The organism is Campylobacter sp. JH32 (genome assembly GCF_017846535.1).
GTDB lineage: Bacteria > Campylobacterota > Campylobacteria > Campylobacterales > Campylobacteraceae > Campylobacter_D > Campylobacter_D coli.
On the sequence record NZ_JAEQBS010000001.1, the window covers coordinates 207,655 to 233,582 of the forward strand.

Sequence of the window (25,928 nt, forward strand, 5' to 3'; positions counted from 1 at the left end):
ATAAATATCTTAAATTTTATGATATTAAGAATAAAGAAGAGAAAATAATTAATTGAGCTTTTCAAATCAAGATAAAATAAAAAAATAGCCTAAAAATAGGCTATTTAATTATTCTTGCTCTTTGAGTTTTAAATTTTGTTCTCCATAAAGTCCTGTTCCAACAGGAATCATTCTACCCAAAATAACATTTTCTTTTAAGTCTTCTAAGTAGTCAAATTTACCTGCGATACTTGCTTCAGTGAGTACTTTTGTTGTTTCTTGGAATGAAGCTGCAGAAATCACACTATCACTGCCTATCGCTGCTCTTGTAACACCTAAAAGTACAGGTTCGGCAATAGCTGGTTCTCCGCCCAATCTAAGAATTCGCTCATTTTCTTCGCGGAATTTGCGTCTTGAAACCAAATCCCCTTCGATAAATTTAGTATGTCCACTATTAATAATTTTAACCTGTCTTAACATTTGAGAAACTATAACCTCAATATGCTTATCAGAAATAACAACCCCTTGACCTCGGTATACTTGTTGAATTTCAGAAATCAAGTAATAATGCAAGGCTTTTTCGCCTAAAATTTTAAGCACATCGTGACTTGAAACTACTCCATCAGTTAGCTTTTCACCTGCGTGAATAAATTCACCTTCTCTTACTTGAATATGTTTTGATTTATCGATCAAATATTCTGCGCTTGTGCCATCTTCTGCTTGGATAATCAATCTTTCTTTTGAGCGTAAAGGCTTATCAAAACGAACCACACCGTCAATCTCTGCAATTACTGCTGCATTTTTTGGTTTTCTTGCTTCAAAAAGCTCTGAAACCCTTGGAAGACCTCCGGTAATGTCTTTTGATTTCGCTGCTGCTTTTGGAGTTTTTGCCAAAATATCTGCTTGAGAAATTTTATCACCATCATGAACAAAAATAACCGTTTTTGGCTCCAACTGATAACGCACTGCTTTATCACCTTTACCTGCAATTATCAAAGTCGGTCTTACTCCGCTTGGTAAATACTCATTGATCACTAGCGAGCGCTTGCCTGTTGCCTCATCGATTTGCTCATCTGCACTATAACCTGCTTCTATATCTTCAAAACTTACCACACCATCAATCTCTGCAATGATAGTATTATTATAAGCATCCCATTCTGCAATAACTGACTTTTCTTGTTTTGGCGCACTAGCGATTATAGAATCAAAATTAACCTCTTCGCTATCATTAAATTCTATTCTTGACTCTCTTGGGATGTAATGTCTTTTTGCCTCTCTATCATTTTCATCAGCAACTACAACAAAAAATCCTTTTTCTTTTACTATATCGCCTTTTTTAATATTTCTAACCCTATCAAGTCCATCGCCCTTAAGAATATAGAATTTTAAAATTCCTTTTTCCCCTGCTTTGATATTTTGCACAACAGGATCCCCATCTTTTACAAGAATTTCACTTGCAAATGGAATACGGTTTGGCACATTCCAACCCTCTTTAATCATCTCAACAATACTTTCATTTTCTTCAACTTCAGCACCGCTTTGATACGGTAAATAAAGCTTTCCATCAATGCTTCCGCTAACGCCCGCTAATTCATTTGGTTTAGCAAGATCGTATTTTCTAAGAATATATTTTGCTTCTTGTTTTTTATCTTTTATAGAAACAATTACATCTTCGTGGATATTTTCTATATTGATAATACCCTTAAATGGTGCTTTAATTTTTGGCTCTACAAGTAAAATAGCCGCATTTCTACGATTAGCCACTATGTCTTTTCCCTCTTTATTTTTATAAGTTTTAAGATTATAAAATCTTATAAAACCTTCTTTTTGGGCGCTTACCTGTCTATCTTGTAAATCTGTACTTGCAGTTCCCCCGCTGTGGAAAGTTCTAAGTGTAAGCTGAGTTCCTGGTTCACCAATAGACTGAGCAGAAATGATACCTACTGCCTCACCTGGTTTAACAAGCTTACCTTCACCTAGGTTAATTCCGTAACATTTTGCACAAATTCCTTTTTTAGCCTTACAAGTGATTGGAGTGCGAATATTTACGCTTTTCACACCACTTTCACCTAGTATTCTGGCTTTTTCTTCATCCATTAAAGTACCTTCTGTAAAAAGCACAGAATTTGTAATAGGATCGATTACATCTTCAGCTATAACCCTGCCTAAAATTCTTTCTTCCAAGGTTTCTATAATAGAACTATCTGCAGTGATCTCATTGATTTCAACACCCTCATGTGTTCCACAATCTTCAACAGTAATTTTTACATTTTGTGCTACATCGATAAGTTTTCTTGTCAAATAACCTGCATTTGCTGTTTTAAGAGCGGTATCTGCCAAACCTTTTCTAGCCCCGTGAGTTGAGATAAAATACTCAAGAACATTCAAACCTTCACGGAAATTTGAAATAATAGGCGTTTCGATGATCGAACCATCAGGCTTAGTCATAAGTCCTCTCATAGCAGCAAGCTGAGAAATTTGAGCTGCACTACCTCTAGCACCTGAATCTGCCATCATATAGATAGAATTAAAGCCTTCCTTATCTTTTTCAACAAGCTTCATCATATCTCTTGAAAGAGTATTGTTAGTGGTTTTCCAAATATCAATAATTTTGTTATATCTTTCACCTGAAGTGATCAAACCAAGATTATAAGAATTTTGAATTTCTCTTACTTGCTTTTTAGCCTCGTCAATAGCCTTTTGTTTATCATTAGGAACGATAATATCAGCGATAGATATAGAAATACCTGCCTTAGTCGCATATTCAAAACCTAAATTTTTAAGTTTATCTAAAAAGCTTGCAGTAGTTTGTAAACCACCTTGTTTATATACATGATCCACAAGTGCAGCAATATCTTTCTTTTTTAAAACCTTATTCCACATATTCTCAGTAACAAAATCAGGTAAAATAGATTTAATAATAAGTCTTCCTGCTGTTGTAGTAATCTTTCTACCATCAACCATAGTTTGAATGCTAGCATGAATATCAAGGCATTTACTTTCAAGGGCCATCATTACTTCATCAATGCCTGTGCATATCTTATGTGAACCTTTTGCACCCATTTTTTCCAAAGAAAGATAATAAATTCCTAAAACCATATCTTGAGAAGGTACAGTTACAGACTTTCCACTTGCAGGCAAAAGAATATTCATAGAAGAAAGCATTAAAACCTTACATTCTGCGATCGCTTCTTGAGAAAGTGGCACATGCACCGCCATTTGGTCACCATCAAAATCCGCGTTAAATGCTGCACAAACTAAAGGATGGAGTTGTATTGCCTTCCCCTCAACTAAAACAGGATGGAAAGCTTGGATAGAAAGTTTATGTAGAGTTGGAGCACGGTTTAACATAACAGGATGCCCTTTTACCACCTCTTCTAAACATTCCCAAACCTCATTAGTTTTGTTTTCTATCATTTTTTTAGCTTGTTTTACTGTAGTGGCATAACCTTTTTCTTCAAGCTTAGCCAATAAATGTGGCTTGAAAAGTTCTAAAGCCATTTTTTTAGGTAAGCCACATTGATCCATTCTAAGTTTTGGTCCTACAACAATAACGCTACGACCTGAAAAATCCACCCTTTTACCTAGCAAGTTTTGTCTAAAACGACCTTGTTTACCTTTGATAATTTCACTCAAAGATTTTAACGGGCGTTTGTTTGCTCCTTTAACTGCATTAGCACGACGACCATTATCAAAAAGTGCATCTACAGCTTCTTGTAGCATTCTTTTTTCATTTCTGATAATAATTTCAGGCGCATCAAGCTCCATAAGTTTTTTAAGACGTGTATTTCTGTTAATAACACGGCGGTATAAATCATTTACATCAGAAACTGCAAATTTACCCCCATCTAAAGCAACCAAAGGACGCAAATCAGGTGGCAATACAGGTAAGTTTGTAATCATCATCCATTCAGGACGATTTGGTACTGCATCTTCGTTATTTGTATTTGCATTTAAATTTGAATTTAAGAAGTTTTCTACAACTTTTAAACGCTTTATAATGGTTTTTTTCTTAGCTTCTGAATTTGTAGCAGCCATTTCTTCTTTAAGCTGATTTAAAAGCGCCACAAGATCTAAATTTGCTAGCAAGTCACGGACTACTTCGCCCCCCATTCTTGCTTTAAAGCCACTATTTTCATAACGCTGCATCAAATTTTGATATTGTTCTTCATTTAATACATCGCAGTATTCTACTTTTTTGGTGCTTTCATTATCATAATACGCATCTCCTGCATTTTCCACGATATAAGCCTCATAATAAAGTACGCGTTCAAGATCCTTCATTTTAACACCTAGAAGTGTTCCTATACGACTTGGAAGAGAATTAACATACCAAATATGAGCTACTGGGGTTACAAGTTCAATATGCCCCATTCTAGAGCGACGAACTTTTGAATTTGCAACTTCAACTCCACATTTTTCACACTTAACGCCTTTAAAGCGCATTTTTTTGTATTTACCACAAAGACATTCATAATCTCTAATAGGTCCAAAAATTTTAGCGCAAAAAAGCCCATCTCTTTCTGGTTTTAAAGTTCTATAATTAATAGTCTCTGGCTTTTTTACTTCACCATAAGACCAAGATTTAATTTTTTCAGGACTTGCAAGTCTAAGTTGAAATGCTTCAAAATCCCTAGGTCTTGCATCTTCTTTTATTTCTATTACTTTAAATTTACTCATTATCTTCATCCTTGTCAAAAATCTCAACATCTAAAGCTAGAGACTTAAGCTCATTAGTCAATACAAAAAATGTCTCCGGAATTCCTGTTGCTGGGACATTTTCTCCTTTGGTAAGCGCTTTATAAGCACTAAATCTACCTTCAACATCATCGGATTTTATAGTAAGCATCTCTCTTAAGGTATGAGCCGCTCCATAAGCTTCAAGCGCCCAAACTTCCATTTCACCAAATCTTTGTCCACCAAAGAGTGCTTTACCGCCCACAGGCTGCTGGGTAACCAAACTATAAGGTCCAGTACTTCTAGCATGAACTTTTTCATCGACCAAATGGTGAAGTTTTAGCATATACATACATCCTACATGAACTCTCTCAGCGATTTTTTCTCCAGTGCGCCCATCATAAAGTTCTGTTTTGCCATCCATGTCAATCTTTGCTATTTCAAAAAGTTTTGCAAACTCTTCTATATTGACTCCCTCGAAAACAGGAGTTGCAAATTTAACACCCTTGCTCCAATCTCTTGCGTAATTTAAAAGCTCTTCATCGCTTAAATTTTTAATAAATTCTTTTTCATTTACAAGTCTTGGAATAGAACATATTTCAAGCATTTTTGCTCTTAATTCTTTAACGAAATCTTTTTGTTTTCTGTCAAAAATTTCTTGAATTTGATCACCCAGTCTAAGCCCTACAAGACCTAAGTGGCTTTCTAAAATTTGCCCTATATTCATACGGCTTGGAACCCCAAGTGGATTGAGTGCAATATCCACACTTTTTCCATTTGGCAAATAAGGCATATCCACTTCAGGTACTATAGTAGAAACTATACCTTTGTTTCCATGGCGTCCTGCCATTTTATCACCCACTTTAAGCTTGCGTTTTGTTGCGATATACACCTTAACAAGCTTAATTACTCCACTTGGTAAGATATCATCTTTTTCTAAAATTTCAAGTTTTTCATCATGTTCAGCTTTAAGCTTTTTCTTCTCATTTTGGAAATGATTTTTTAAATCATCGTATTCTTTTTGAATCTCTTTAGAATAAGCTTTAATCAAAGTTGTTAAAGTAAAACGATTGATTTTTTCAAGTTCGCTAATATCTGCAGTTTGTCCTTTTTTATAATTTTTATCTCCAATTTTTTGATCGCTATTTAAAGGGGCTTTGGAAAGAAGAGCACAAACACGAAGCATTTCTTCTCTATCCATCATCAAAAGTCTATCATGATGCTCTTTTTCTAAAGCCATTTTTTCTTTATCATAAGATTTTATTGCGCGATCATCTTTTTCATAGCCTTTTTTAGTGAAAATTTTAACATCCACAACAACACCTTCTAAAGAAGCGGTTGCATAAAGGGATTTATTCACAACATGTCCTGCTTTTTCTCCAAAAATCGCTCTTAAAAGTCTTTCTTCAGGAGTTGGTTTAACCTCACCTTTTGGAGAAACCTTACCCACCAAAATCATACCTGGTTTAATATGGGTACCAATTTTTGCAATACCGCTCTCATCAAGATGCGCAACATCTTCTTCTTTTACATTTGGAATATCTTTGGTAATTTCTTCTATACCGTCTTTTAGTTCTCTTGCTTCAATTTCTTTTTCGTAAATATGAACACTAGTAAAAGTATCTTCGCGTATAATTCTTTCACTTACTACTATAGCATCCTCATAGTTATAACCATTCCAAGGCATAAAAGCGATTAAAGCATTTTTACCTATAGCAAGTTCGCCTTGATCCATAGAAGGACCATCTGCGATAATTTGTCCTGCTTTTACTATATCACCTTTTTTAACAATAGGGTGTTGAATATAATTTGTATTTTGATTGGTTCTTAAATTTTTCTCCATAGTGTAATGGTCAATAAATGGACCTTTATCATCTTCACCTAAAATAAAAATGCTTTTATTATCCACTTTCTCAACCACACCGCCACGCTTTGCTTTAACAGCTTCCCAAGCATCACGCGCAATAATTTGTTCCATACCTGTTCCTACTATCGGAGCTGAAGCAGTAAGAAGTGGCACAGCTTGACGTTGCATGTTTGAACCCATTAGCGCTCTGTTTGCATCATCGTGCTCTAAAAACGGAATCAAAGAAGCTGCAACTCCAACAACCATACCTGAGCAAAGATCGATTAATTGCACTTCTTCGCGTCTTGCAAGTATAGTTTCACCATCTTGTCTAGCCTCAACAAATTCTTCTACTATATTGCCTTTAGCATCAACCTTAGTTGAAGCTGGTGCGATAAACAAGCCTTCTTCTTGTGTCGCTGTAAGATAAACAACTTCATTAGTCACTTTACCATTTGCAACTTTTCTATATGGTGCTTCAACAAAGCCAAGTTCATTTACTTTTGCATAAGTAGAAAGAGTGTTAATCAAACCAATATTTTGACCTTCAGGTGTTTCAACTGGACAAATTCTACCATAATGTGTCGAGTGAACATCACGTACTTCAAAACCTGCTCTTTCTTTTACAAGTCCACCTTCACCAAGCGCTGATAAACGACGCTTATGAGTAACCTCGCTTAAAGGGTTGGTTTGATCCATAAATTGCGAAAGCTGACCTCCTGTAAAAAATTCAATGATAGTTGTAGTAATCATTTTAGGATTGATTAAATCATAAGGCATTACTTTATCAAGATCCGCATTTAAAGAAGTAAATTTATCTCTGATCGCCTTTTGCATTTTTGCAAGACCTAAATGAAGTTCATTAGCTAAAAGTTCACCTATAGAACGTATACGACGATTTCCTAAATGATCTCTATCATCAATATGTCCTTTACCATTTTTTACTTTAATTAAATATTTTGCAGTTTTGATAATGTCTTCATTGGTTAGAACTGTTACATATTCTGGAACTTCAAGTCCTAGTTTATGGTTCATTTTCATACGACCTACTTTAGTAAGATCATATCTTTCAGGATTAAAAAATAAATCATTAACAAAGGCTTTAGCCGCATCTTTTACAACAGGCTCACCTGGGCGCATTACTTTATAAATTCTAATAGCTGCTAAATCATTTTCATCATCGATATTTTCACTTTGTTTTAATAATTTTAAAGTTTCATTATCTTGTGCAAATGAATTAATAATAGCTGCATCCACTCCATTTGCCAAGTCATTAGCTATTTCAAAACTTTTTTGCTCTTTAATTTTAGCAAGTTTGCTTTCATCAAGTAAAGTTAGAGAGTCAAATAAAACTTCGCCACTTTCTTTATCAATAATAGGATTGGCTAGATAACGATTTAACAAAATTTCTACTGGATATTCTATCCATTTTAAGCCATCTTTAATAAGCTGTTCGGCTTTTTTCTTGGTTAATCTTTTACCGGCTTGATGGATAATATTACCCTTTTCATCCTTGATATCGTATTCTATTCTATCCATAAAATCACTTGGATTAAATTCTGTTAAAAATTTATCTTTTTTAACGTGAATAGTCTGAATAGGATAAAATAATTTAATAATATCTTGTTTTTTATATCCTAAAGCTCTAAAAAGCATTGTTACTGGAACTTTTCTTCTTTTATTAATCCTTACATACAATACATCCTTAGCATCATATTCAAAATAAAGCCAAGAACCGCGATCAGGAATAATTTGAGCAGTGTATACAAGCTTATTAACAACAGTCGAGCTTTCTTCTTCTTTGAAGATTACGCCTGGACTTCTATGAAGCTGATTAACTACAACTCTTTCAACCCCATTGATAATAAAAGAAACCCTATCTGTCATCAATGGAATTTCTCTTATATAAATTTCTTGTTCCTTGATATCTTTTATACCAACTTTTTCACCTGTTTTCTCATCTTTCTCATGTAAGGTAAGACGGATTTTCATTTTTAAATTTACAGAGTAAGTCAAACCTCTTTCCATGCACTCACGAATTGTGTATTTTGGTTTTCCAATTTCGCTACTAACATACTCAAGACTTAACCTATTTTGTGGATCATGGATAGGAAAGATTGATTTAAATACTTTTTCTATTCCACTTTCACCATTTTCAAGATTTAAAAAATAATCAAAACTTGCTTTTTGAAGTTGAAGAAGATTTGGAATTTCTATTTGCTTTGAAATATTGGAGAAATCTACTCTTAAACGATTTCTTAATTTATTGTCTAACATATTGCATATACCTCGTGGTAAATTTTGTAAATTTAAAAAAGAAGACCTAATATCTAGGTAAAAAATAAAAAAGAAGACTTACTTAAATAAGCAAATCTTCTTAAACTTTTAAAGCTTAATTACTTAAGTTCTACTTTAGCACCAGCTTCTTCAAGTTGTTTTTTAGCTTCTTCTGCATCAGCTTTAGCCACGCCTTCTTTTAAGGTTGAAGGTGTTTGCTCTACTGCATCTTTTGCTTCTTTAAGTCCAAGACCAGTTAAAGCACGAACGATTTTAATTACTTCGATCTTTTTAGCACCACCATCAACTAAAACGATATCAAATTCAGTTTTTTCTTCAGCTGCAGCTGCTGCACCACCTGCTGCTGCACCACCTGCTACCATTACAGGAGCAGCAGATACACCAAATTTTTCTTCAAATTCTTTTACAAGCTCAGAAAGCTCAAGAACACTTAAATTTGAAATAAATTCTAATACATCTTCTTTAGAAATTGCCATTTTTTATCCTTTATTTATTATTCAGATTCTTTTTTATTTTTAAGCGCATTTAAACCAATAGTGAAATTGGTAATTGGCGCATTCCAAACTTGCAAAAGCATAGCAAGCAACTCGTTGCGAGAAGGCATTTTTGCCAAAGCTCTAACCTTAGCAACATCTGCAACTTCACCTTCAATATGAGCAGTTTTAATTTCAAATTTATCATTATTTTCTTCAAATTTAGCTGCTACTTTTGAAACGCTAAGTTGATCCTCGCCCCAAAGATAAATATTAGTATCTTTAAGAACCAGACCTGTTTTACCGGAATTATTAAGAGCAATGTTAGCCAAAGTGTTTTTAATAATTTGAACTTTTACATTGTTTTCTCTCGCATTATTTCTAAGTTCTTCAAGCTTTTTAGTGCTCAAGCCTTTGTAATTACAAACTACAATTGCTTCGCTAATTTTAAATTCTTCTTGAAGTTTAGCAATAATCTCAACTTTTTCGCTTCTAGTCACATTTTCTCCTTTCCGATTGAGATTTCAAGCAGAGTGGTTTTACCCAAATTAAGCTTTCGCCTCGACTATCTTCAATCTAAAATAAACATCTCAAAAAATAAAAATTTTTTCAGATGTTTATTTAAAAAGAGTTGCATTATAGCAACTCTTACTTCATATCAAGTAATTCTTGCGTTTCAAGTTTTACAGAAGGACTCATTGTTAAAGACAAAGCTGCGCTTTTAATATATCTACCTTTAGCTGCTGCAGGTTTATGTTTATTAATCGCTTTAATAAAAGTAGAAATATTATCCCAAAGTTGCTCTTTAGAAAAACTTACTTTTCCAAGGCCTGCATGAATATTTCCTTGTTTGTCTACACGGAAATTTACTTGTCCGCTTTTAGCATTATTAACTGCTTGAGCTACATCCATAGTAACTGTTCCGGTTTTTGGATTTGGCATTAAACCTTTAGGTCCTAAGATTCTACCTACTTTACCCACAAGACCCATTAAATTAGGAGTTGCGATTAATACATCAAAATTCATATTGCCTTTTTGAATTTCTTCTATCAAGTCATCACTTCCTACAATATCTGCTCCAGCATTTTTTGCTTCATCTGCCTTAGCATCTTTTGCAATAACAGCTACACGAACTTTTTTACCTGTTCCAGCAGGAAGTACAACAGAACCTCTAACCATTTGATCTGCATGTCTTGGATCAACATTCAATTTAAGTGCGATTTCAACAGTTTCATCAAATTTTGCAGATTTTAAATTTCTTACTGTTTCAATTGCTTCATTTAAAGCATACTCTTTGCTTACATCAATTTTTTGTGATAATTCTTTTAATCTTTTAGTTATTTTAGCCATATATTTTTCTCCGCATTTTTAAAGTGCTACCGCTTTTTACCTTAGCGGTAAAAGGTTTTAATCTACGATTTCAACACCCATAGAGCGAGCTGAACCTGCAATAATTTTCGCAGCTTGATCTCTATCCTTAGTATTTAAATCTGCAATTTTTTTATCAACAATTTCTAAAACTTGGGCACGAGTTAATTTACCTACCTTGTTCTTAAGTGGATTATCTGTACCTTTAGAAATTCCAGCTGCTTTTTTAATTAAATCTGTAGCAGGTGGCTGTTTTGTAATAAAAGTAAAGCTTTTATCAGCATAAACAGTAATAACAACAGGAATATTAAATCCTGCCATATCCTTTGTTCTTTCATTAAAAGCTTTACAAAATTCCATGATATTTACACCTTGCTGACCCAAAGCAGGACCTACAGGTGGTGATGGATTAGCTTTTGTAGCTACAATTTGCAATTTAATTTCGCCTACGACTTTTTTAGCCATAACAAATCTCCTTACTTGATATAAATTAAATTATTTTCTCAACTTGAGAATACAAGATCTCTACTGGAGTAGAACGTCCAAAAATAGAAACATTAAGTTTTAATAATCCACGAACCATATCGTATTCTTCTACTATAGCAGTAAAGTTTGCAAATGGACCTTCAGTAATTCTTACATTTTCTCCTTCTTCAAAAGAGATTTTAGGTTTTGGAGCAGCACGATTATGCACTTTTTCCAAAATTAAATTAATATCTTTTTCTGTTAAAGGAGTAGGTTTTTTTGATTCTCCAATAAAACGACCAACTTTTGGAAGAGATTGAATGCGATGCCAAAGTTCTGTATTTAAATCTAGATGTGCAAAAACATACCCAGAATACAAACTTCTTTCACTTATCTTCTCTTTTCCATTTTTAAATTCAATAACATCTTCAGTCGGAACAACTATTTCTTTTAGTTGCTCTTCGATTCCATTATCTTTTACTAAATTTTCAATGGCTCTTTTAACTGCCATTTCGCTACCAGCATAAGTTTGGATTGCATACCATTTATGAGTACTCAAATTTTGTTCTCCTTTATACAATCGCAGAAACAATAGAGGACATAATCCAATCCACTAACGCCAAAAACAAAGAAATAACCGCAACCACTACAAAAACTGTAATATAAGCATTTCTTACCTGTTCTTTTAAAGGAAAAATTACTTTCCTTAATTCGACTTTTGATAATTTAAAATAAGTTATTAATTTTTCCATTTATTTAAACCTTAATTATGGCAGGGCAAGAGGGATTCGAACCCCCAACCATCGGATTTGGAATCCGGTGCTCTACCGTTGGAGCTATTGCCCTAGGGCATAAGCTTAACTTTTTAGCTTAACTTCTTTGTGAAGTGTGTGTTTTTTTAATCTTGGGCAATATTTTTTTAATTCCAATTTTTCTGTAGTATTTTTGCCATTTTTATAGGTGCTATAATTAATATCACCACATTCTTCACATTTTAAACCAACTTTAATTCTCATTTATATTTTCCTTAAAAAATTTAAAGCCAAGTATTAAACTTGGCTTTTAAAATTACTTAATAATTTTAGAAACAACACCTGAACCAACAGTTTTACCACCTTCACGGATAGCAAAACGAGTACCTTCTTCAAGCGCTACTGGTGCAATCAAGCTTACAGTAATTCTTACATTTTCACCAGGCATAACCATTTCAACGCCATCAGCTAATTTAATAGAACCTGTTACATCTGTTGTTCTTACATAGAATTGCGGTCTATAGTTATTAAAGAATGGAGTATGTCTACCACCCTCATCTTTATTTAGGATATAAACTTCAGCTTCGAAATCAGTATGTGGAGTAATTGATTTTGGTTTAGCAAGAACCATACCGCGGATAACTTCTTCTTTTTTTGTACCACGAAGAAGAACACCAACATTATCCCCTGCTTCACCTTGATCCATTTCTTTTCTAAACATTTCAACGCCAGTTACAGTTGTTGTTTGAGTATCTTTAATACCAACGATTTCTATAGTATCACCAACTTTTACAATACCTTTTTCAATTCTACCTGTAACAACAGTACCACGACCTGAAATTGAGAAAACATCTTCAATTGGCATTAAGAAATCTTTTTCAGTGTCACGAGTTGGAGTTGGAATATAGCTATCAACAGCAGCCATAAGATCCATAATTTTCGCTGACCATTCGCCATCTTGTCCAGCTTTTGCTTCTTCAAGAGCTTTTAAAGCAGAACCTGAAATAATAGGTGTGTCATCACCTGGGAAATCATAAGAGCTTAATAATTCTCTAATTTCCATTTCAACCAATTCTAAAAGTTCAGCATCATCAACCATATCTGCTTTATTCATAAATACAACGATATATGGAACACCTACTTGGCGCGATAGAAGGATGTGCTCTCTAGTTTGTGGCATAGGACCATCAGCTGCAGAAACAACAAGGATAGCACCGTCCATTTGAGCAGCACCAGTGATCATGTTTTTAACATAGTCAGCGTGACCTGGACAATCAACGTGTGCATAGTGGCGATTATCTGTTTCATATTCAATATGAGAAGTTGCAATAGTGATACCTCTTTCTTTTTCTTCAGGAGCGTTATCAATATTATCATAATCTTTAAGTTCTGCCAAACCTCTTCTTGAAAGAACAGCAGAAATAGCAGCTGTCAAAGTAGTTTTACCGTGGTCAACGTGACCAATAGTACCAATGTTTACATGTGGCTTATTACGTGAAAATTTTTCTTTAGCCATTTTTTCCTCCATATAAAAATTTAACAAGGCAAGTCTATATTTATAATTTTTTCAATTTTATGGAGCTCATAGCGGGAATTGAACCCGCGACCTCTCCCTTACCAAGGGAGTGCTCTACCTCTGAGCCATACGAGCGCTCAGAAAAATTATATAAAAACATAGACAACTAAAAAACAATTTTAGGGGATTTACTGTAAGTTAGAAAAAAAATACAGCTCCCAGTCAAACTTTGGAGCGGGAAACGGGACTCGAACCCGCGACCCTCAGCTTGGAAGGCTGATGCTCTAGCCAACTGAGCTACTCCCGCAAAGCATGGTGGTGAGTCGTGGATTCGAACCACGGAAGGCGAAAGCCAGCAGATTTACAGTCTGCCCTCGTTGGCCACTTGAGTAACTCACCATAAATGAAATATTACATCTAAGCTTATTGTAATATTCTGGTCAAACACTGCTAAAATAATGGAGCTGGTTAAGGGACTTGAACCCCCGACCTGCTGCTTACAAGGCAGCTGCTCTACCAACTGAGCTAAACCAGCAAATAATTTAAAGATGTTATTATATCTGAAAAAAAATAGTTTGTCAAGATTATGCGCTATAAATTATTTAAAAAACAATTTCATAATTAAAAATTTCCCATTAAAAATACAAAAACTAAGATTTTTTATTGAAATCATTTATGATAGTCAAATAAATTAAGGAATTTCTTAGCTCTTTCGCTTTTAGGATTTTCAAAAAAACCATCAGGAGTATTTTCTTCGATAATTTCTCCATTATCCATAAAAATTATTCTATCGGCTACCGCTCTTGCAAATCCCATCTCGTGAGTGACTATAAGCATAGTCATTCCATCTTTTGCCAAATTTAAAATTACCTCTAAAACTTCACGAACGATTTCAGGATCAAGTGCTGCTGTAACCTCATCAAAAAGCATAAGCTCTGGATTCATGCAAAGACTGCGCACTATAGCTATTCTTTGTTTTTGCCCTCCGCTTAACTCTTTTGGATAAGCATCGATTTTATGTGCTAAACCTACTTTTTCAAGCCAAATTTTAGCTTCTTGCAAAACTTCTTCTTTAGCTCTTTTTTGTACTTTTAAAGGACCTAAAAGTATGTTATCTTTCACGCTTAAATGTTCAAATAGCTCGTATGATTGAAATACCATACCCACTTTTTGACGCACTCTTGTCCAATCTTTAAAATTTTTATCGATCTTATCTTGTCCTATTTCTATAACCCCATCTGCAATTTCCTCAAGCCCATTAATACAACGCAAAAGAGTAGATTTTCCGCAACCACTTGGACCTAAAATCACCACCACTTCTTTTTGTTTTACTTCTAAGTTGATATTCTTTAAAGCATGATGAGAGCCATAATATTTTTGCAAATTTTTTATCTTTAAAATACTCATTTTAACTCCATTTTTTTTCTAATTTTTTAGAATATAAAGTAACAGGATAGCAAATTAAAAAAAAGATAAAAAAGATTAGACCATAAATAATAAATGGTGCTAAATCATTTTTGTTGTTAAATTCGATGATTTGCTGCCCCACTTTTACAAGCTCTACCGCACCGATTAAATAAGCAAAAGTTGTACTTTTAATCATGCGTGTTAATAAATTCATACTCATAGGTGTTAAACGACGCATAGCTTGAGGAATGATAATATAAAAATAACTTTGAGCTTTATTTAAACCAAGACTTGCTGCACTTTCGTATTGGTGTTTAGGAATGCTTTTTAAAGAAGTTCTTACCAAATCCATCATTTCAAAACTTCCCCAAATACCAAAAACAATAATAGCCGAACTTACACTGCTTAAATTTATACCCAACCATCTAGAAAGTCCAAAATATACCATAAAAAGCCATACTAGTAGCGGCATAACACGAACAAATTCTAAAGCAAAACGACATAAAATATAAATATAACGATTTTTCAGACTCATCAAAATACCTAAAAAAAGCCCGCCAAAAGAAGTTATAATAATACTTACAATAGAAATTTCAAGTGTGATATACAAGCCTTTCCAAAGTCGACTTAAAGTATCTGGATTTAATAGATCAAACATTTGAAAACCTTTTTTCCAAAAAGAACAAAAACAAAGAAATAGGCAGTATGATACATAAATATCCCAAAAACAAAAGCAATAAAAGCTCATCCGTTTTATAAGTAAGTGAATTTAAACCCTTCATAACGGTGACTAAATCCGGCAAAGCTATAATGCTCACAACAGAGGTTTCTTTAATAAGAAAAACAATATTTGCGCTTATTCCTGGTAAGCAAACCCCTAAAGCTTGAGGCATTATAACATAACGCAAATTATTCAATTTAGTAAAACCCAAAGAAAGACCTGCTTCAAATTGCTGCTTTTTAATGGCTTCAAAACCAGCTCTAAAACTCTCTGCCATATAAGAACCGCCCAAAAAACTAAGCCCCACAATAGCACAAGCAAACGCTGGACGCAAGGCCTCATCTACACTTAAACAAATCAAATTCAAAGGCGGAATTTGTTCTAAATGAATATCAAATTTAGGCAAAGCATAATACAAGAAAAAAAGCTGTATCAATAAAGGAGTATTGCGAGAAAATTCTATATAAACTTTACAAAAAGCTTCCATAATCGTTATTTTAAAATAACTCATTAAAATACAAAAAAAGCCTATAATTATAGAAAAAATAATACCAAAAAAACTAAGTTTTAAAGTAAGCCAAGCAGCTGCAATAAAAGCATTTGAATTAGCTAGTATAAAATCAAAATCCATTTTATTCCTATTACCAAAGTCCTTTTTTTAAACCCTCTTTATCTAGGATCTCAATTTTACCCTTTTTTGTCTCAATTAGCTCTGAATTTTTAAATTCTTTTAGAATTCTTGACAAAGATTCAGCACGAACACTTAAATCCACTGCAATTTGTCTTTGCGAAATTTGAGCCAAATTCTTTTCATTTTCCAAAAGATATCTTGCAAGTTTACTTTTTAAATCCAAAGAATTTTCTAATAATTTTTTTTCTAAAATTTTAATTTTTTCAAAAAGAGATGAAATAAGCAAGAAATTAAATTCTTTATTTTGGCTGCACAGGGTTTCAAAATCTTCAAAATCAATTTCTAAAATTTCACAATATTCTTCACAAATAGCATTTGCTGGATATCTCAAACGCTTAAATGTAGGCATTTCGGCTATAAAATTAGGCGGGGTAAAATAATGCAAAGTAATCTCTTTTTCGCCTGCTGTGCTTTTGTATACACGCACTCTACCTTTTAAAAGAATAAAAAATTTTAATGCCTTTTCGCCTTCAAAAAATAAAATATTATTTTTTTCAAATTTTCTTATTTTACCTATACCCTTTAAAAAATCTAAATACTCTTGCATTATAATATTTAACCTATGTTAATTTTATCTCATTTTGTTTGTGCTATATTAACGATAAATTTTTATCCAAAGGCAAACACAATGAAATATGAAACTATAAATCAAGAAAGTATAGCTAAACTTATGGAACTTTTTTATGATAAAATAAGAAAAGATAAGGATTTAGGGCCTATTTTTAACAATGCCATAGGAACTAGCGATGAAGCTTGGAAAGAGCACAAAGCAAAAATAGGGAATTTTTGGGCAGGAATGTTGCTAGGGGAAGGTGATTATATCGGACAACCTCTAAAAAAACATCTTGATTTGCCTCCTTTTCCGCAAGAATTTTTTGGAATTTGGTTAGGACTTTTTGAAGAAAGTTTAGATAAAATTTACAATAATGAAGAAATGAAAAATGTTATTTTACAGCGCGCACAAATGATAGCCTCGCATTTTCAAAATATGCTTTATCGTTTTGGTGGACATTAAGATTATATTTCCATCAAATCTTTTTTTGCTTTTTCCAAAATGTATTCATCTTTGGAAAAATCAAAATATTTAAATTCATTTCCATGCTGGATAAATCCATCGAGCAAATCTCCACTCAAACGATTTTTAAGATCAAGTTCTGCGATTTTAAAACCATCTAAAGTACTAGCAAATTCTTTTAAACGACTTGGAATTTCTTTGAGTTTTGTATAAAGATAACAAGTGCTTTTAAGTCCGACACGGCCCACGCGTCCGCGAAGTTGATGCAAGGTAGCAAGGCCTAAGCGCTCCGCTCCTACAATAACAATAGTACTAAGCCTTGGCAATGAAATTCCTACTTCTACGACTGTGGTGCTTAATAAAATATTTCCCTCATCACGAAACCGCTCCAAAATTTCATCCTTTTGCTTGTCTTTTCCATGCGTAACAAAAACTTTTTCATAATTATCCTCCCAATACCTCCTTGCTTGTTCTAAAGAAAGATAAGGAATTTTATCGCTTGGATTGACTAAGGGATAGATGATGATGATTTGATGATTTTGTGCGATTTCTTCTTTGATTTTTTCACTAAGCTTTGCAAAACCTTCATTTTGTATACAAAGAGTGGTGATATCCTTTTTAAAAGGCATTTCCTTGATAAAACTAAAATTTAAAAGTTCTGATTGTATCATGCTTAAAGTTCTTGGAATGGGAGTTGCAGAAAATTGTATAAAATGTGGGGCTAATTCATTTTCATTTAAAGAATAAATTTGCTGACGCTGCGCAGAGCCAAAGCGATGCTGCTCATCTATCATTACAAGCACAGCATTATGACTTTGAAGGTGAATGAGCGCATGGGTTCCTATAATCAAATTGGCTTTTTTAATTTTTTCTTCCAAATCTTTTTCTTTTTTACCCCCTTTAATAAATAAAATATCCACAAATTCAGGCAAAAGCTTTTTTGCCTCTTCATAGAGTTGATTGGCAAGTATGCTAGTAGGAGCCATTAAGATAGCTTGTTTTGGATACACCATCAAAGCAGCGCCCAACAAAACCAAAGTCTTGCCACAGCCTACATCCCCCATAATCACCCGTCTTTTAGCTTCTTTAGAGCCCAAATCTTGCTCTATATCCTTTAAAGCATTTAATTGATCACGAGTGGGTGAAAAGGGTAAATTTTTTAGCCAATTGGCTATATTGAAAATTTCAATTTCATAAGCTTTAAAGTGACTTTTTTTAGCCTTCAAGCGTTTTAAAAAATTGTAAATTTCAATATATTTTAAATCTTTCTCAAAGCGCTCCAAATTCTCAAACATCAAAAAACTTTTTTCATCATAAGTGTGTAAATTTAAAAGAAAATGGATATATTTATCCTCAATCCCACTTTCTTTTAAATTTTCATAATTAAGATATTTGTGTATAAATTCAGAAATTTTTTTATCTTGTAAACCTTGAATTTGATATTTTGGAGCAAAACCTGCAAAAGAAGTTAAAATTTTAGGATTGTTAAATTGCCAAACATGGCCAAAACGCGTAAGTTTCCCATTTAAAATAAGTTCTTTGCCTATTTTGCAAATTCCAAAGTGCCAAGCCCTAGGATGAAAAAACACAAAGGAAATGTCTTGACTCCACTCTTTACAAAATCCCAAACCAAAGAACTGACCTTTTTTTGAATGAATGCTTTTAATGATTATTTTTTGAGTGCATAGCTCATTTTCTTTAGGTGTTTTGCTTGGACTTAAATTTTCGATTTTTTTAGGTAAGATAAGCGCTAAATCAATCGCGCTTTTAATTTTTAATTTTTTAAAAAAATCAAAATCATTTTCTTTAATTTTCATTTGCAATACTTGCAAAATTTAAATCTAAAATTTCATTATGTTTTTGAATATAAGCATTTAGCTCTTGAAGCTCTACTTTTTCTATAAGCTTTAATTCTTCTTTATAATATCCTTTTGGCAATCCCTGATAGTACTCATTAAAACTTATCGACAAACGCCTACTAAGACTTTCATAACGCAAAGGAGTTGAACCTATGAGAAAATTTTTAGCCTGCACAAGCTCATTTTGACTCACTCCTTCTTTTACAAAATCTCTAAATACTTCTTTAACTATCTTTTTAGCTTCTTTAGCACTTTCATTTTTAGTTTGCAAATAACCAAAAACTCTAGTAAAAGATGCATTCATATCAAGCATAGCATAAGCAGAATACGCAAGCCCTCTTTTAACACGAATTTCTTCCATTATCCTTGATCCAAAACCGCCTTGACCTAAAATAAATAGTGCGATTTTTGCAAGATAAAAATCCTTATCATTAAATTTTGTAAAAAAGGGTGCAGCAAAGTAAATATAGGCTTGTTCGCTTTCTTTTCTGATTTGGATTATGTCTTTATTTTTTGAGTTAATTTCATAAGTTTTTTGTGAATTTTGACTGCCTTTTTGAAGTTTTGCTAATAATTTATTTAATAAGCCTTTAGCCTTTTCTTGGGCTAAATTCCCGCCTAAAATCACTACAAGATTGCTTAAATTAATATTTTTCTTATAAAAACTCTCCAAGTCGCTTAAAGAAATTTGCTTGATACTTTTTTCATCGCCATCATTTGGACTTTGAAATTCTTTACATTCAAAAATTTCGCTATTAAGCAAATTTTTTGCTAAATAATCAAAATCACTATTTTTACTAGCAAGCTCACCTAGGGCATTGATTTTTAATTTTTCTAAAATTTTTTCTTCAAATCTAGGATTTAAGAGTAAGTTTTCTAAGTGTTTTAAGGCAAATTCAAAATTTTCTTTCAAGCAAGAAAGATTGATTTCTAAACTTTCAAAACCACTACTTGCTTCCAAATTTACAGCTTTAAATTCCAATTCTTTAAAAAAGCTATCATCTACACCCTCATTTAAAATTCTTGCAAACATCTTTGCAAGTCCTGCTATTTCATCATAACTTCTTCCACAATTTCTAAAAACAAGCTTTAAGATAACAATAGGAAAATCGTTATTTTCTTCAAAAATAAAAGGAATTTTTACTCTACTAACTTCTAAATTCTGCATTAAAACCTTTCTAAAATTTCATAAGCTGTATTACGCTTAGCGGGATTTTCACCTAAGCTTTTAATCAGTCTTATCATCTCATCTTGATTCATTCTATAACTCGCACCTGCAGCGCTTACAACATTTTCTTCCATCATGGTTGAGCCTAAATCATTGGCCCCAAATTTTAAAGCAAGTTGCCCAATCAATGAACCTTGTGTTACCCAAGAACTTTGTAAATTTTTAAAATTATCCAAATAAAGTCTAGCCAAAGCTAAAAGTCTTAAATATTTGTTTGAACTTTGCTTCATGATTTCAGGATGTTTTTGGATTAATGCTGTATTTTCACTTTGAAAACTCCATAAAATAAAAGCTCTAAATCCTCCTGTTTCATCTTGTAATTTTCTTAAATGCTCGAAGTGATCTATAATCTCCTCATCACTTTCAACCGTTCCAAACATCATAGTAGCAGTGCTTTTCATACCGATTTCATGCGCTCTTCTATGTACTTCTAGCCAAGTAGCAGTATCGCATTTATTAGGCGCGATAATATCTCGCACTCTATCGCTTAATACCTCAGCACCCGCTCCAGGTATTGAAAACAAACCTTTAGCTTGAAGTCTTTGTAAAACTTCAGAAATTGAAATTTTAGAAGCCTTGGCAATATAAGCAATCTCAACTGCAGAAAAACCATGCACGGTAATATTTGGATAATGCTCCTTAATCCACGAAACAAGCTCTTCATACCATTCTATTTTTAATTTAGGATGCACCCCGCCTTGAAAAAGAATTTGCGTCCCTCCAATAGCTTCAAGCTCTTCGATTTTTTTACCAATTTCTTCAAAACTCAAAATATAAGCGTCATCTTCTTTATGATGGCGATAAAAAGCACAAAAAGAACAATCTATGCAACAAACATTGGTGTAGTTTATATTTCTATCTACAACAAAGGTGGTAATTTTTTCGGGATGAAGTTCTAATTTTCTTTGATAAGCCATTTCTCCAAGTTCTGCTAAATTTGCATTCCTTAACAAATAAAGAGCTTCTTCTTTATCTAATCTTTTCAAGTTATTTCCTTAAATCCATTTTTAGCTTTATTATAGCATTTAAAAACATAAATTATGCTATAGTTTCGCTTATGAATTATATTGACTTATTGAAAAATAATAAAAATATTAGAATACTAACCTTAGTACAATTTATCGTGTATTTTGGCGCTTGGTTTTCCCAAACAGGTGTTTTTACTCTTTTAGTAAGCCTTAACGCTCCTACTTGGGCAACGGCTACAAGCGCTATGCTTGCTTTTTTACCAGGAGTTTTGCTTGCTCCTATTAATGGAGTTATAGTAGAAAAAAATAAACCCAAAAAGCTTTTGTTAAGTATGATTAGCATAGAACTTGTTTCTATTTTCTGCCTTATCTTTGTAACCAGTCTTAGCATGCTTTGGCTTTTATTTATTTTAATTTTTGTTAGACTTTGCGTGGCTTCGATTTATTTTCAAGCTGAAATGAGCTTGCTAGCTAAAATTTTAAATCCAAAAGAACTCAAGCTTGCTAATGAGATGCATAGTGTAATTTGGGCGGTTTCTTATACAGCAAGTATGGCAAGTGCGGGAATTTTTATCAATTTCTTTGGCATTAAAGCGGCCTTTTTGTTTGATTGTTGTCTGATAATTATTGGAATTTTATTTTTAACCAAACTTCATATTCCTCATTTTAAACAAAAAATTCAAAATAAATTTTTTATTCTGATTAAAGAAGGTTTTTTATATGTTTTACAAAATAAAATTATCCTTCATCTTATTATATTGCACGCTTTTATAGGACTTACCGCTTATGAAACACTCGTAACTTTATTAGCCCAACACGAATACAAAGAAGTTTTATCCGCTGCTTTGGTTATAGGGTTTTTAAATGCAATAAGGGCTTTAGCTTTAGCTTTTGGTCCTATTTTTCTAAGTAAAATCACAAACAATAAAAATGTATTTTTTCTATACTTAGGTCAAGGTTTAGGAATTATACTTTGGGCTTTAACCCAGTTTAATTTTTATATTTCATTTATAGGCCTTATTGCTGCGGGATTTTGTACCTCATCCCTTTGGGCTTATACTTATACTATGATTCAGAAAAATTGTGATAAAACTTACTATGGCAGAGTGATTGCTTATACAGATATGGTTTATCTTAGCTTTAGCGCTCTTATTTCTCAACTCATGGGCTTATTGTTTGAACAAGGTTTTAAGCTTGCTACAATCACGGCTTTACTTGGAATGGTATTTATATTTGCGGCTTTTTATTGGAGATGGTTTGATAAGAAATATTTGTGAATTTTACAAATTCACAAATTAAAAGATTAAATTTTAAATAAATCTTGCAAGTTTTTCAAGGCTTCTTCATTACTTAAAGTATTGCTTGTGGTGCGAGCATTCACTTCATTAAGTTCGATTTCATATCCACTAAGCATACCCGCAAGACGAATATTAATACCGCTTTTTCCAATGGCCTTACTCTTTTGCTCGCTGTTTAGAGTTACAATTGCTTTTTCATTTTCAATTTTTACAGAACTCACTATAGCAGGTGCTAAAGCTCTTGCGATTAAAATTTCAGGTTCATTGCTAAATTCAATACAATCTATATTTTCATTATGTAATTCTTTACTCACAGCGTTGATTCTAACCCCTTTTACACCTACAGTAGCTCCCACAGGATCAATATTTGCCCCATTTGCTTGAAGTATAATTTTCGCTCTTTCTCCAGGAATTCTAGCGCATTTAACTACGCTTACATATCCATCTTTAATTTCAGGCACCTCTGCTTCAAGTAAACATTCTAAAAATTTAGGGCTTGTGCGACTTAGCTCCATTTTAATACCCTTATCCGTATAAACACGGCGTATCACAGCTTTAACAACATCGCCCACTTTAAATTTTTCACCCTTGATGCGATTTTTTCTAGGTAAAAAAGCTCTTAGCTCATCGATTTCTATATAGGTATTTTCCTCATTATCAATTCGCACAACATTTCCAAAAACCATTTGACCGACTTTATTTTTATATTTTTCAAAAATGGTTTGCTCAAGTAGTTTTTGTATATGGTATTCTAATTCTTTATGTAAAATATTTACAGCTGTTCTTCCTAAATTTTCTAAAGAACATTCATAGGTAAGCTCATCACCAATTTCAACATCAGGCGCTTCTTTTTTAGCCTTGCTAAATTCAATATAACTTTCTTTATTTTCATTCAATCTTTCGTCATTATCAGCCACAACTGTAATTTTTTGATAAAGATTTAAATTTTTTCTATCTACAAAAAAGTCATATTCTTGCCCATAAATTCTTTTTGCTGTATTTATCAAAGCTATAATAACTTTTTCTTTCACGCTTTCTATATCTAAATTTTTCTCATTCGCAATGCTTTCTATAATGTCTGCGATTCTTTCCATAATTATCGATACCTTTTCTTTTGGGATTTTTTTAAGAAAGTAGATTAAAAGTATATCTTTAATAAGTTTAATTAAAAGTAAAATTTGATAAAATTATAGATTTAAAAGACGCTAAGGATATAATATGGATTTAAAATTGGCAAGAAATTTAATCAATGAAGAGCCTAAAAATATTAGTCTAGCTAAAATTGAAGAGGCTGTAAATCAAGAAGGACAAAAGTTTTTTTATTTTGATAAAGAAAATTCACACAAAGATCTTATTGCCTTGGTTGAACACTTTGAAAAAAAAGGCTTAAGTGTTTATCATAGAACTATCAGATATGGTTTAGATAGTAATGATTTTATGTATGAGGTTCATATTCTTTGAGCTCGAAAAAACTTTTTATTCAAACCTTAGGCTGTGCAATGAATGTCAGAGATTCTGAACATATGATAGCAGAACTGACGCAAAAAGATAATTATACTTTAACAGAAGATATTAAAGAAGCAGATTTGATACTTATCAATACCTGCTCTGTGCGTGAAAAGCCTGTGCATAAGCTTTTTTCAGAAGTGGGTGGCTTTGAAAAGGTTAAAAAATCAGGCGCAAAAATAGGAGTTTGTGGATGTACAGCTTCTCATTTAGGGAGTGAAATCTTTCGTCGTGCTCCTTATGTGGATTTTGTACTAGGAGCTAGGAATATTTCTAAAATTACCCAAGCTGTTAACACTCCTAAATTTATGAGCGTTGATATAGATTATGATGAGAGTGAATTCGCTTTTGGGGATTTTAGAAATAGCATTTATAAATCATATATTAATATCTCTATAGGTTGTGATAAGCATTGTACTTATTGTATAGTTCCCCATACAAGAGGAGATGAAATTTCCATTCCTTTAAATATCATCTATAAAGAAGCACAAAAAGCAGTAGATAAAGGAGCTAAGGAAATTTTCCTATTAGGACAAAATGTCAATAATTATGGTAAAAGATTTAGAAATGAACACAAAAAAATGGATTTTTCAGATCTTTTAGAAGAACTTAGCACCATAGAAGGATTAGAGCGCATCCGTTTTACAAGTCCTCATCCTCTACATATGGACGATAAATTTTTAGAAGTATTTGCCAAAAATCCAAAAGTTTGTAAATCAATGCATATGCCTTTGCAAAGTGGCTCAAGTCAAATTTTAAAAGCTATGAAGCGTGGTTACACCAAAGAATGGTATCTAGATAGGGCATTAAAATTAAGAGAACTTTGCTCAAATGTTAGCATATCCACAGATATTATTGTTGCATTTCCAGGAGAAAGCGATAAAGACTTTGAAGAAACCATGGAGGTTTTAGAAAAAGTACGCTTTGAACAAATGTTTTCTTTTAAATACTCTAAACGCCCTTTAACCAAAGCTGCTACCATGCCACATCAAATCGATGAAGAGATAGCCTCAAATCGACTTAGTACTCTACAGGCTCGTCATAATGAAATTTTAGACGATATTGTTAAAAAACAAGAAAATAAAACTTTTAAAGTTCTTTTTGAAGAATTAAGAGCAGGCAATGCTATCGTGGGTAGAACAGATAATAATTTTCTAGTGCAAGTTGAAGGCAGCGAAGAGCTCTTAGGAACTTTTAAAGAAGTAAAAATTACTAATGCAAAGCGTATGGTTTTATATGGGGAAATCATTTAAAATAGCTTTTATAGCACGCTTAGTTTTCATTCTACAATGGTTGATTTTTCTTACTTGTAAAAAAACCTACAAAGGTGATAAAGTTGATCAAATTTCTAATGTGATACTTTTTTGGCATGGGCGTCTTGCCCTTATGCCTTTCGCATTTAGGCATTTTGGCAAAAAAGGAAAAAAAGCTTATGTTATGATCTCTCATCATAGAGATGGGGAGCAAATTGCTAGAATTATCAAATTGTTTGGATTAGATACCGTGCGTGGAAGCACTTCAAAAGGAGCTAGTACAGCTCTTCGAAGTGCTTTTAAAATTTTAGATGAAAATCATGATGTAGTCATTACTCCTGATGGGCCACGCGGACCTTATCATAGCATTTCAGATGGAGCGGTATTGCTTGCACAGAAAAAAAATGTTAAAATAAGAATTTTAAACTATGAGGCAAGAAATTTTTGGGAATTTAAAAGTTGGGATAAAATGATTTTACCTAAGCCTTTTACTCATTTAGTCTATAGGCTTAGCGAACCCTTGGATATTTCAAGTTTAGATAAAGATCAAGCTAAATTTTTTTTACTTGAACATTTTAAAAAAATTGAACAAATGGATAAATTTTAAG

The 25,928-nt window shown here is 32.8% G+C and carries 23 protein-coding genes and 5 tRNA genes; 5 read left to right on the top strand and 23 right to left on the bottom strand.

The genetic code is table 11. The annotated features are described in order from the left end of the window. Positions 1 to 108 precede the first annotated feature (108 nt). The 19 genes from rpoC to nssR all read right to left on the bottom strand — a co-directional run bounded on the left by rpoC (position 109) and on the right by nssR (position 16,740). Complete coding sequence (rpoC, locus tag KAR67_RS01030) at positions 109 to 4,659, bottom strand: DNA-directed RNA polymerase subunit beta' (RefSeq protein WP_002831867.1); 4,551 nt, start codon at positions 4,657 to 4,659, stop codon at positions 109 to 111. Further along, a complete protein-coding gene (gene rpoB / locus KAR67_RS01035; protein WP_072212059.1) occupies positions 4,652 to 8,788 on the bottom strand; it encodes a DNA-directed RNA polymerase subunit beta in 4,137 nt (1,378 codons plus the stop codon). The genes rpoC and rpoB overlap by 8 nt, the downstream gene beginning before the upstream one ends. A 110-nt stretch (positions 8,789 to 8,898) precedes the next feature. Next, a complete protein-coding gene (rplL, locus tag KAR67_RS01040) occupies positions 8,899 to 9,276 on the bottom strand; it encodes a 50S ribosomal protein L7/L12 (protein ID WP_002779455.1) in 378 nt (125 codons plus the stop codon). A 17-nt stretch (positions 9,277 to 9,293) separates the two neighbouring features. Beyond that, positions 9,294 to 9,773: a 50S ribosomal protein L10 gene (gene rplJ / locus KAR67_RS01045; protein WP_002806542.1), complete on the bottom strand. Its 480-nt coding sequence runs from the start codon at positions 9,771 to 9,773 to the stop codon at positions 9,294 to 9,296. Between the two features lie 148 nt (positions 9,774 to 9,921). Then, entirely contained in the window at positions 9,922 to 10,623 is a 702-nt protein-coding gene (rplA, locus tag KAR67_RS01050; protein ID WP_002779453.1) for a 50S ribosomal protein L1, read from the bottom strand. Between the two features lie 57 nt (positions 10,624 to 10,680). Next, on the bottom strand, positions 10,681 to 11,106 hold the full coding sequence (rplK, locus tag KAR67_RS01055; protein WP_162284562.1) for a 50S ribosomal protein L11: 426 nt from the start codon (positions 11,104 to 11,106) through the stop codon (positions 10,681 to 10,683). 25 nt (positions 11,107 to 11,131) lie between these two features. Then, the gene (gene nusG / locus KAR67_RS01060; RefSeq protein WP_002779451.1) at positions 11,132 to 11,665 is read right to left on the bottom strand and encodes a transcription termination/antitermination protein NusG; all 534 of its coding nucleotides are present in this window, start codon (positions 11,663 to 11,665) and stop codon (positions 11,132 to 11,134) included. Between the two features lie 13 nt (positions 11,666 to 11,678). Then, positions 11,679 to 11,858, bottom strand: a complete 180-nt coding sequence (secE, locus tag KAR67_RS01065) for a preprotein translocase subunit SecE (RefSeq protein WP_002779450.1) — start codon at positions 11,856 to 11,858, stop codon at positions 11,679 to 11,681. Positions 11,859 to 11,876: 18 nt separating this feature from the next. Then, positions 11,877 to 11,952, bottom strand: a tRNA-Trp gene (locus KAR67_RS01070). A gap of 11 nt (positions 11,953 to 11,963) precedes the next feature. Continuing rightward, positions 11,964 to 12,122 (bottom strand): 50S ribosomal protein L33, encoded by a 159-nt coding sequence (gene rpmG / locus KAR67_RS01075; protein WP_002779449.1) that lies wholly within the window; start codon positions 12,120 to 12,122, stop codon positions 11,964 to 11,966. Between the two features lie 52 nt (positions 12,123 to 12,174). Next, on the bottom strand, positions 12,175 to 13,374 hold the full coding sequence (gene tuf / locus KAR67_RS01080; protein ID WP_002779448.1) for an elongation factor Tu: 1,200 nt from the start codon (positions 13,372 to 13,374) through the stop codon (positions 12,175 to 12,177). Positions 13,375 to 13,434: 60 nt separating this feature from the next. Further along, a tRNA-Thr gene (locus KAR67_RS01085) sits at positions 13,435 to 13,509 on the bottom strand. A 95-nt stretch (positions 13,510 to 13,604) separates the two neighbouring features. Beyond that, positions 13,605 to 13,681, bottom strand: a tRNA-Gly gene (locus KAR67_RS01090). Between the two features lie 6 nt (positions 13,682 to 13,687). Then, positions 13,688 to 13,773, bottom strand: a tRNA-Tyr gene (locus tag KAR67_RS01095). A 60-nt stretch (positions 13,774 to 13,833) separates the two neighbouring features. Then, positions 13,834 to 13,909 (bottom strand) — tRNA-Thr (locus tag KAR67_RS01100). Between the two features lie 134 nt (positions 13,910 to 14,043). Continuing rightward, positions 14,044 to 14,781, bottom strand: a complete 738-nt coding sequence (locus KAR67_RS01105; RefSeq protein WP_002815436.1) for an amino acid ABC transporter ATP-binding protein — start codon at positions 14,779 to 14,781, stop codon at positions 14,044 to 14,046. Between the two features lies 1 nt (position 14,782). Beyond that, entirely contained in the window at positions 14,783 to 15,439 is a 657-nt protein-coding gene (locus tag KAR67_RS01110) for an amino acid ABC transporter permease (RefSeq protein WP_002809477.1), read from the bottom strand. After that, positions 15,432 to 16,133: an amino acid ABC transporter permease gene (locus KAR67_RS01115; RefSeq protein ID WP_002778476.1), complete on the bottom strand. Its 702-nt coding sequence runs from the start codon at positions 16,131 to 16,133 to the stop codon at positions 15,432 to 15,434. Before KAR67_RS01115 ends, KAR67_RS01110 begins: the two co-directional genes overlap by 8 nt. A 10-nt stretch (positions 16,134 to 16,143) precedes the next feature. Continuing rightward, positions 16,144 to 16,740, bottom strand: a complete 597-nt coding sequence (gene nssR / locus KAR67_RS01120) for a nitrosative stress-sensitive transcriptional regulator NssR (protein ID WP_002780788.1) — start codon at positions 16,738 to 16,740, stop codon at positions 16,144 to 16,146. An 81-nt stretch (positions 16,741 to 16,821) separates the two neighbouring features. On the opposite strand from nssR, the gene ctb reads away from it, so the two are divergent. Then, complete coding sequence (ctb, locus tag KAR67_RS01125; RefSeq protein ID WP_002780786.1) at positions 16,822 to 17,208, top strand: truncated hemoglobin Ctb; 387 nt, start codon at positions 16,822 to 16,824, stop codon at positions 17,206 to 17,208. 2 nt (positions 17,209 to 17,210) lie between these two features. Here ctb and recG read toward each other — a convergent pair whose 3' ends face one another. From recG to KAR67_RS01140, 3 genes are read right to left on the bottom strand one after another with little or no spacing between them, the layout of a single operon-like run. Further along, positions 17,211 to 19,025 carry an ATP-dependent DNA helicase RecG gene (recG, locus tag KAR67_RS01130; RefSeq protein WP_002838230.1) on the bottom strand — a complete coding sequence of 605 codons (1,815 nt, stop codon included), beginning with the start codon at positions 19,023 to 19,025 and terminating at the stop codon, positions 17,211 to 17,213. Beyond that, on the bottom strand, positions 19,015 to 20,235 hold the full coding sequence (locus tag KAR67_RS01135; RefSeq protein WP_002778469.1) for a pitrilysin family protein: 1,221 nt from the start codon (positions 20,233 to 20,235) through the stop codon (positions 19,015 to 19,017). The genes recG and KAR67_RS01135 overlap by 11 nt, the downstream gene beginning before the upstream one ends. Continuing rightward, positions 20,235 to 21,281, bottom strand: coding sequence for a dehypoxanthine futalosine cyclase (locus tag KAR67_RS01140; protein ID WP_002836235.1), 1,047 nt, complete (start codon positions 21,279 to 21,281; stop codon positions 20,235 to 20,237). The genes KAR67_RS01135 and KAR67_RS01140 overlap by 1 nt, the downstream gene beginning before the upstream one ends. 71 nt (positions 21,282 to 21,352) lie before the next feature. On the opposite strand from KAR67_RS01140, the gene KAR67_RS01145 reads away from it, so the two are divergent. Beyond that, positions 21,353 to 22,540, top strand: a complete 1,188-nt coding sequence (locus KAR67_RS01145) for an MFS transporter (RefSeq protein WP_002780783.1) — start codon at positions 21,353 to 21,355, stop codon at positions 22,538 to 22,540. 26 nt (positions 22,541 to 22,566) lie between these two features. Here KAR67_RS01145 and nusA read toward each other — a convergent pair whose 3' ends face one another. Further along, on the bottom strand, positions 22,567 to 23,655 hold the full coding sequence (nusA, locus tag KAR67_RS01150; protein ID WP_002778466.1) for a transcription termination factor NusA: 1,089 nt from the start codon (positions 23,653 to 23,655) through the stop codon (positions 22,567 to 22,569). A gap of 124 nt (positions 23,656 to 23,779) precedes the next feature. Between nusA and KAR67_RS01155 the strand changes: the two genes are divergently transcribed. Genes KAR67_RS01155 through KAR67_RS01165 form a run of 3 tightly spaced genes read left to right on the top strand, consistent with a single transcriptional unit; the run spans position 23,780 to position 25,927 of the window. Then, positions 23,780 to 24,022, top strand: a complete 243-nt coding sequence (locus KAR67_RS01155; protein WP_002778465.1) for an HP0268 family nuclease — start codon at positions 23,780 to 23,782, stop codon at positions 24,020 to 24,022. Further along, positions 24,019 to 25,320 carry a tRNA (N6-isopentenyl adenosine(37)-C2)-methylthiotransferase MiaB gene (gene miaB / locus KAR67_RS01160; protein WP_192801048.1) on the top strand — a complete coding sequence of 434 codons (1,302 nt, stop codon included), beginning with the start codon at positions 24,019 to 24,021 and terminating at the stop codon, positions 25,318 to 25,320. Before KAR67_RS01155 ends, miaB begins: the two co-directional genes overlap by 4 nt. After that, positions 25,304 to 25,927, top strand: coding sequence for a lysophospholipid acyltransferase family protein (locus tag KAR67_RS01165; RefSeq protein WP_002778463.1), 624 nt, complete (start codon positions 25,304 to 25,306; stop codon positions 25,925 to 25,927). Before miaB ends, KAR67_RS01165 begins: the two co-directional genes overlap by 17 nt. Position 25,928: the final 1 nt, after the last annotated feature.

What these genes read in the sequence shown, in the direction of transcription:
- rplK (WP_162284562.1), bottom strand. Translation starts at nt 11,106, where the DNA reads ATGGCTAAAAAAGTCGTAGGCGAAATTAAATTGCAAATTGTAGCTACA.
- rplL (WP_002779455.1), bottom strand. Translation starts at nt 9,276, where the DNA reads ATGGCAATTTCTAAAGAAGATGTATTAGAATTTATTTCAAATTTAAGT.
- KAR67_RS01105 (WP_002815436.1), bottom strand. Translation starts at nt 14,781, where the DNA reads ATGAGTATTTTAAAGATAAAAAATTTGCAAAAATATTATGGCTCTCAT.
- KAR67_RS01165 (WP_002778463.1), top strand. Translation starts at nt 25,304, where the DNA reads ATGGGGAAATCATTTAAAATAGCTTTTATAGCACGCTTAGTTTTCATT.
- KAR67_RS01145 (WP_002780783.1), top strand. Translation starts at nt 21,353, where the DNA reads ATGAATTATATTGACTTATTGAAAAATAATAAAAATATTAGAATACTA.
- ctb (WP_002780786.1), top strand. Translation starts at nt 16,822, where the DNA reads ATGAAATATGAAACTATAAATCAAGAAAGTATAGCTAAACTTATGGAA.
- secE (WP_002779450.1), bottom strand. Translation starts at nt 11,858, where the DNA reads ATGGAAAAATTAATAACTTATTTTAAATTATCAAAAGTCGAATTAAGG.
- rplA (WP_002779453.1), bottom strand. Translation starts at nt 10,623, where the DNA reads ATGGCTAAAATAACTAAAAGATTAAAAGAATTATCACAAAAAATTGAT.
- recG (WP_002838230.1), bottom strand. Translation starts at nt 19,025, where the DNA reads ATGAAAATTAAAGAAAATGATTTTGATTTTTTTAAAAAATTAAAAATT.
- KAR67_RS01155 (WP_002778465.1), top strand. Translation starts at nt 23,780, where the DNA reads ATGGATTTAAAATTGGCAAGAAATTTAATCAATGAAGAGCCTAAAAAT.
- nssR (WP_002780788.1), bottom strand. Translation starts at nt 16,740, where the DNA reads ATGCAAGAGTATTTAGATTTTTTAAAGGGTATAGGTAAAATAAGAAAA.
- KAR67_RS01110 (WP_002809477.1), bottom strand. Translation starts at nt 15,439, where the DNA reads ATGTTTGATCTATTAAATCCAGATACTTTAAGTCGACTTTGGAAAGGC.
- KAR67_RS01135 (WP_002778469.1), bottom strand. Translation starts at nt 20,235, where the DNA reads ATGCAGAATTTAGAAGTTAGTAGAGTAAAAATTCCTTTTATTTTTGAA.
- rpmG (WP_002779449.1), bottom strand. Translation starts at nt 12,122, where the DNA reads ATGAGAATTAAAGTTGGTTTAAAATGTGAAGAATGTGGTGATATTAAT.
- rpoC (WP_002831867.1), bottom strand. Translation starts at nt 4,659, where the DNA reads ATGAGTAAATTTAAAGTAATAGAAATAAAAGAAGATGCAAGACCTAGG.
- KAR67_RS01115 (WP_002778476.1), bottom strand. Translation starts at nt 16,133, where the DNA reads ATGGATTTTGATTTTATACTAGCTAATTCAAATGCTTTTATTGCAGCT.
- tuf (WP_002779448.1), bottom strand. Translation starts at nt 13,374, where the DNA reads ATGGCTAAAGAAAAATTTTCACGTAATAAGCCACATGTAAACATTGGT.
- nusA (WP_002778466.1), bottom strand. Translation starts at nt 23,655, where the DNA reads ATGGAAAGAATCGCAGACATTATAGAAAGCATTGCGAATGAGAAAAAT.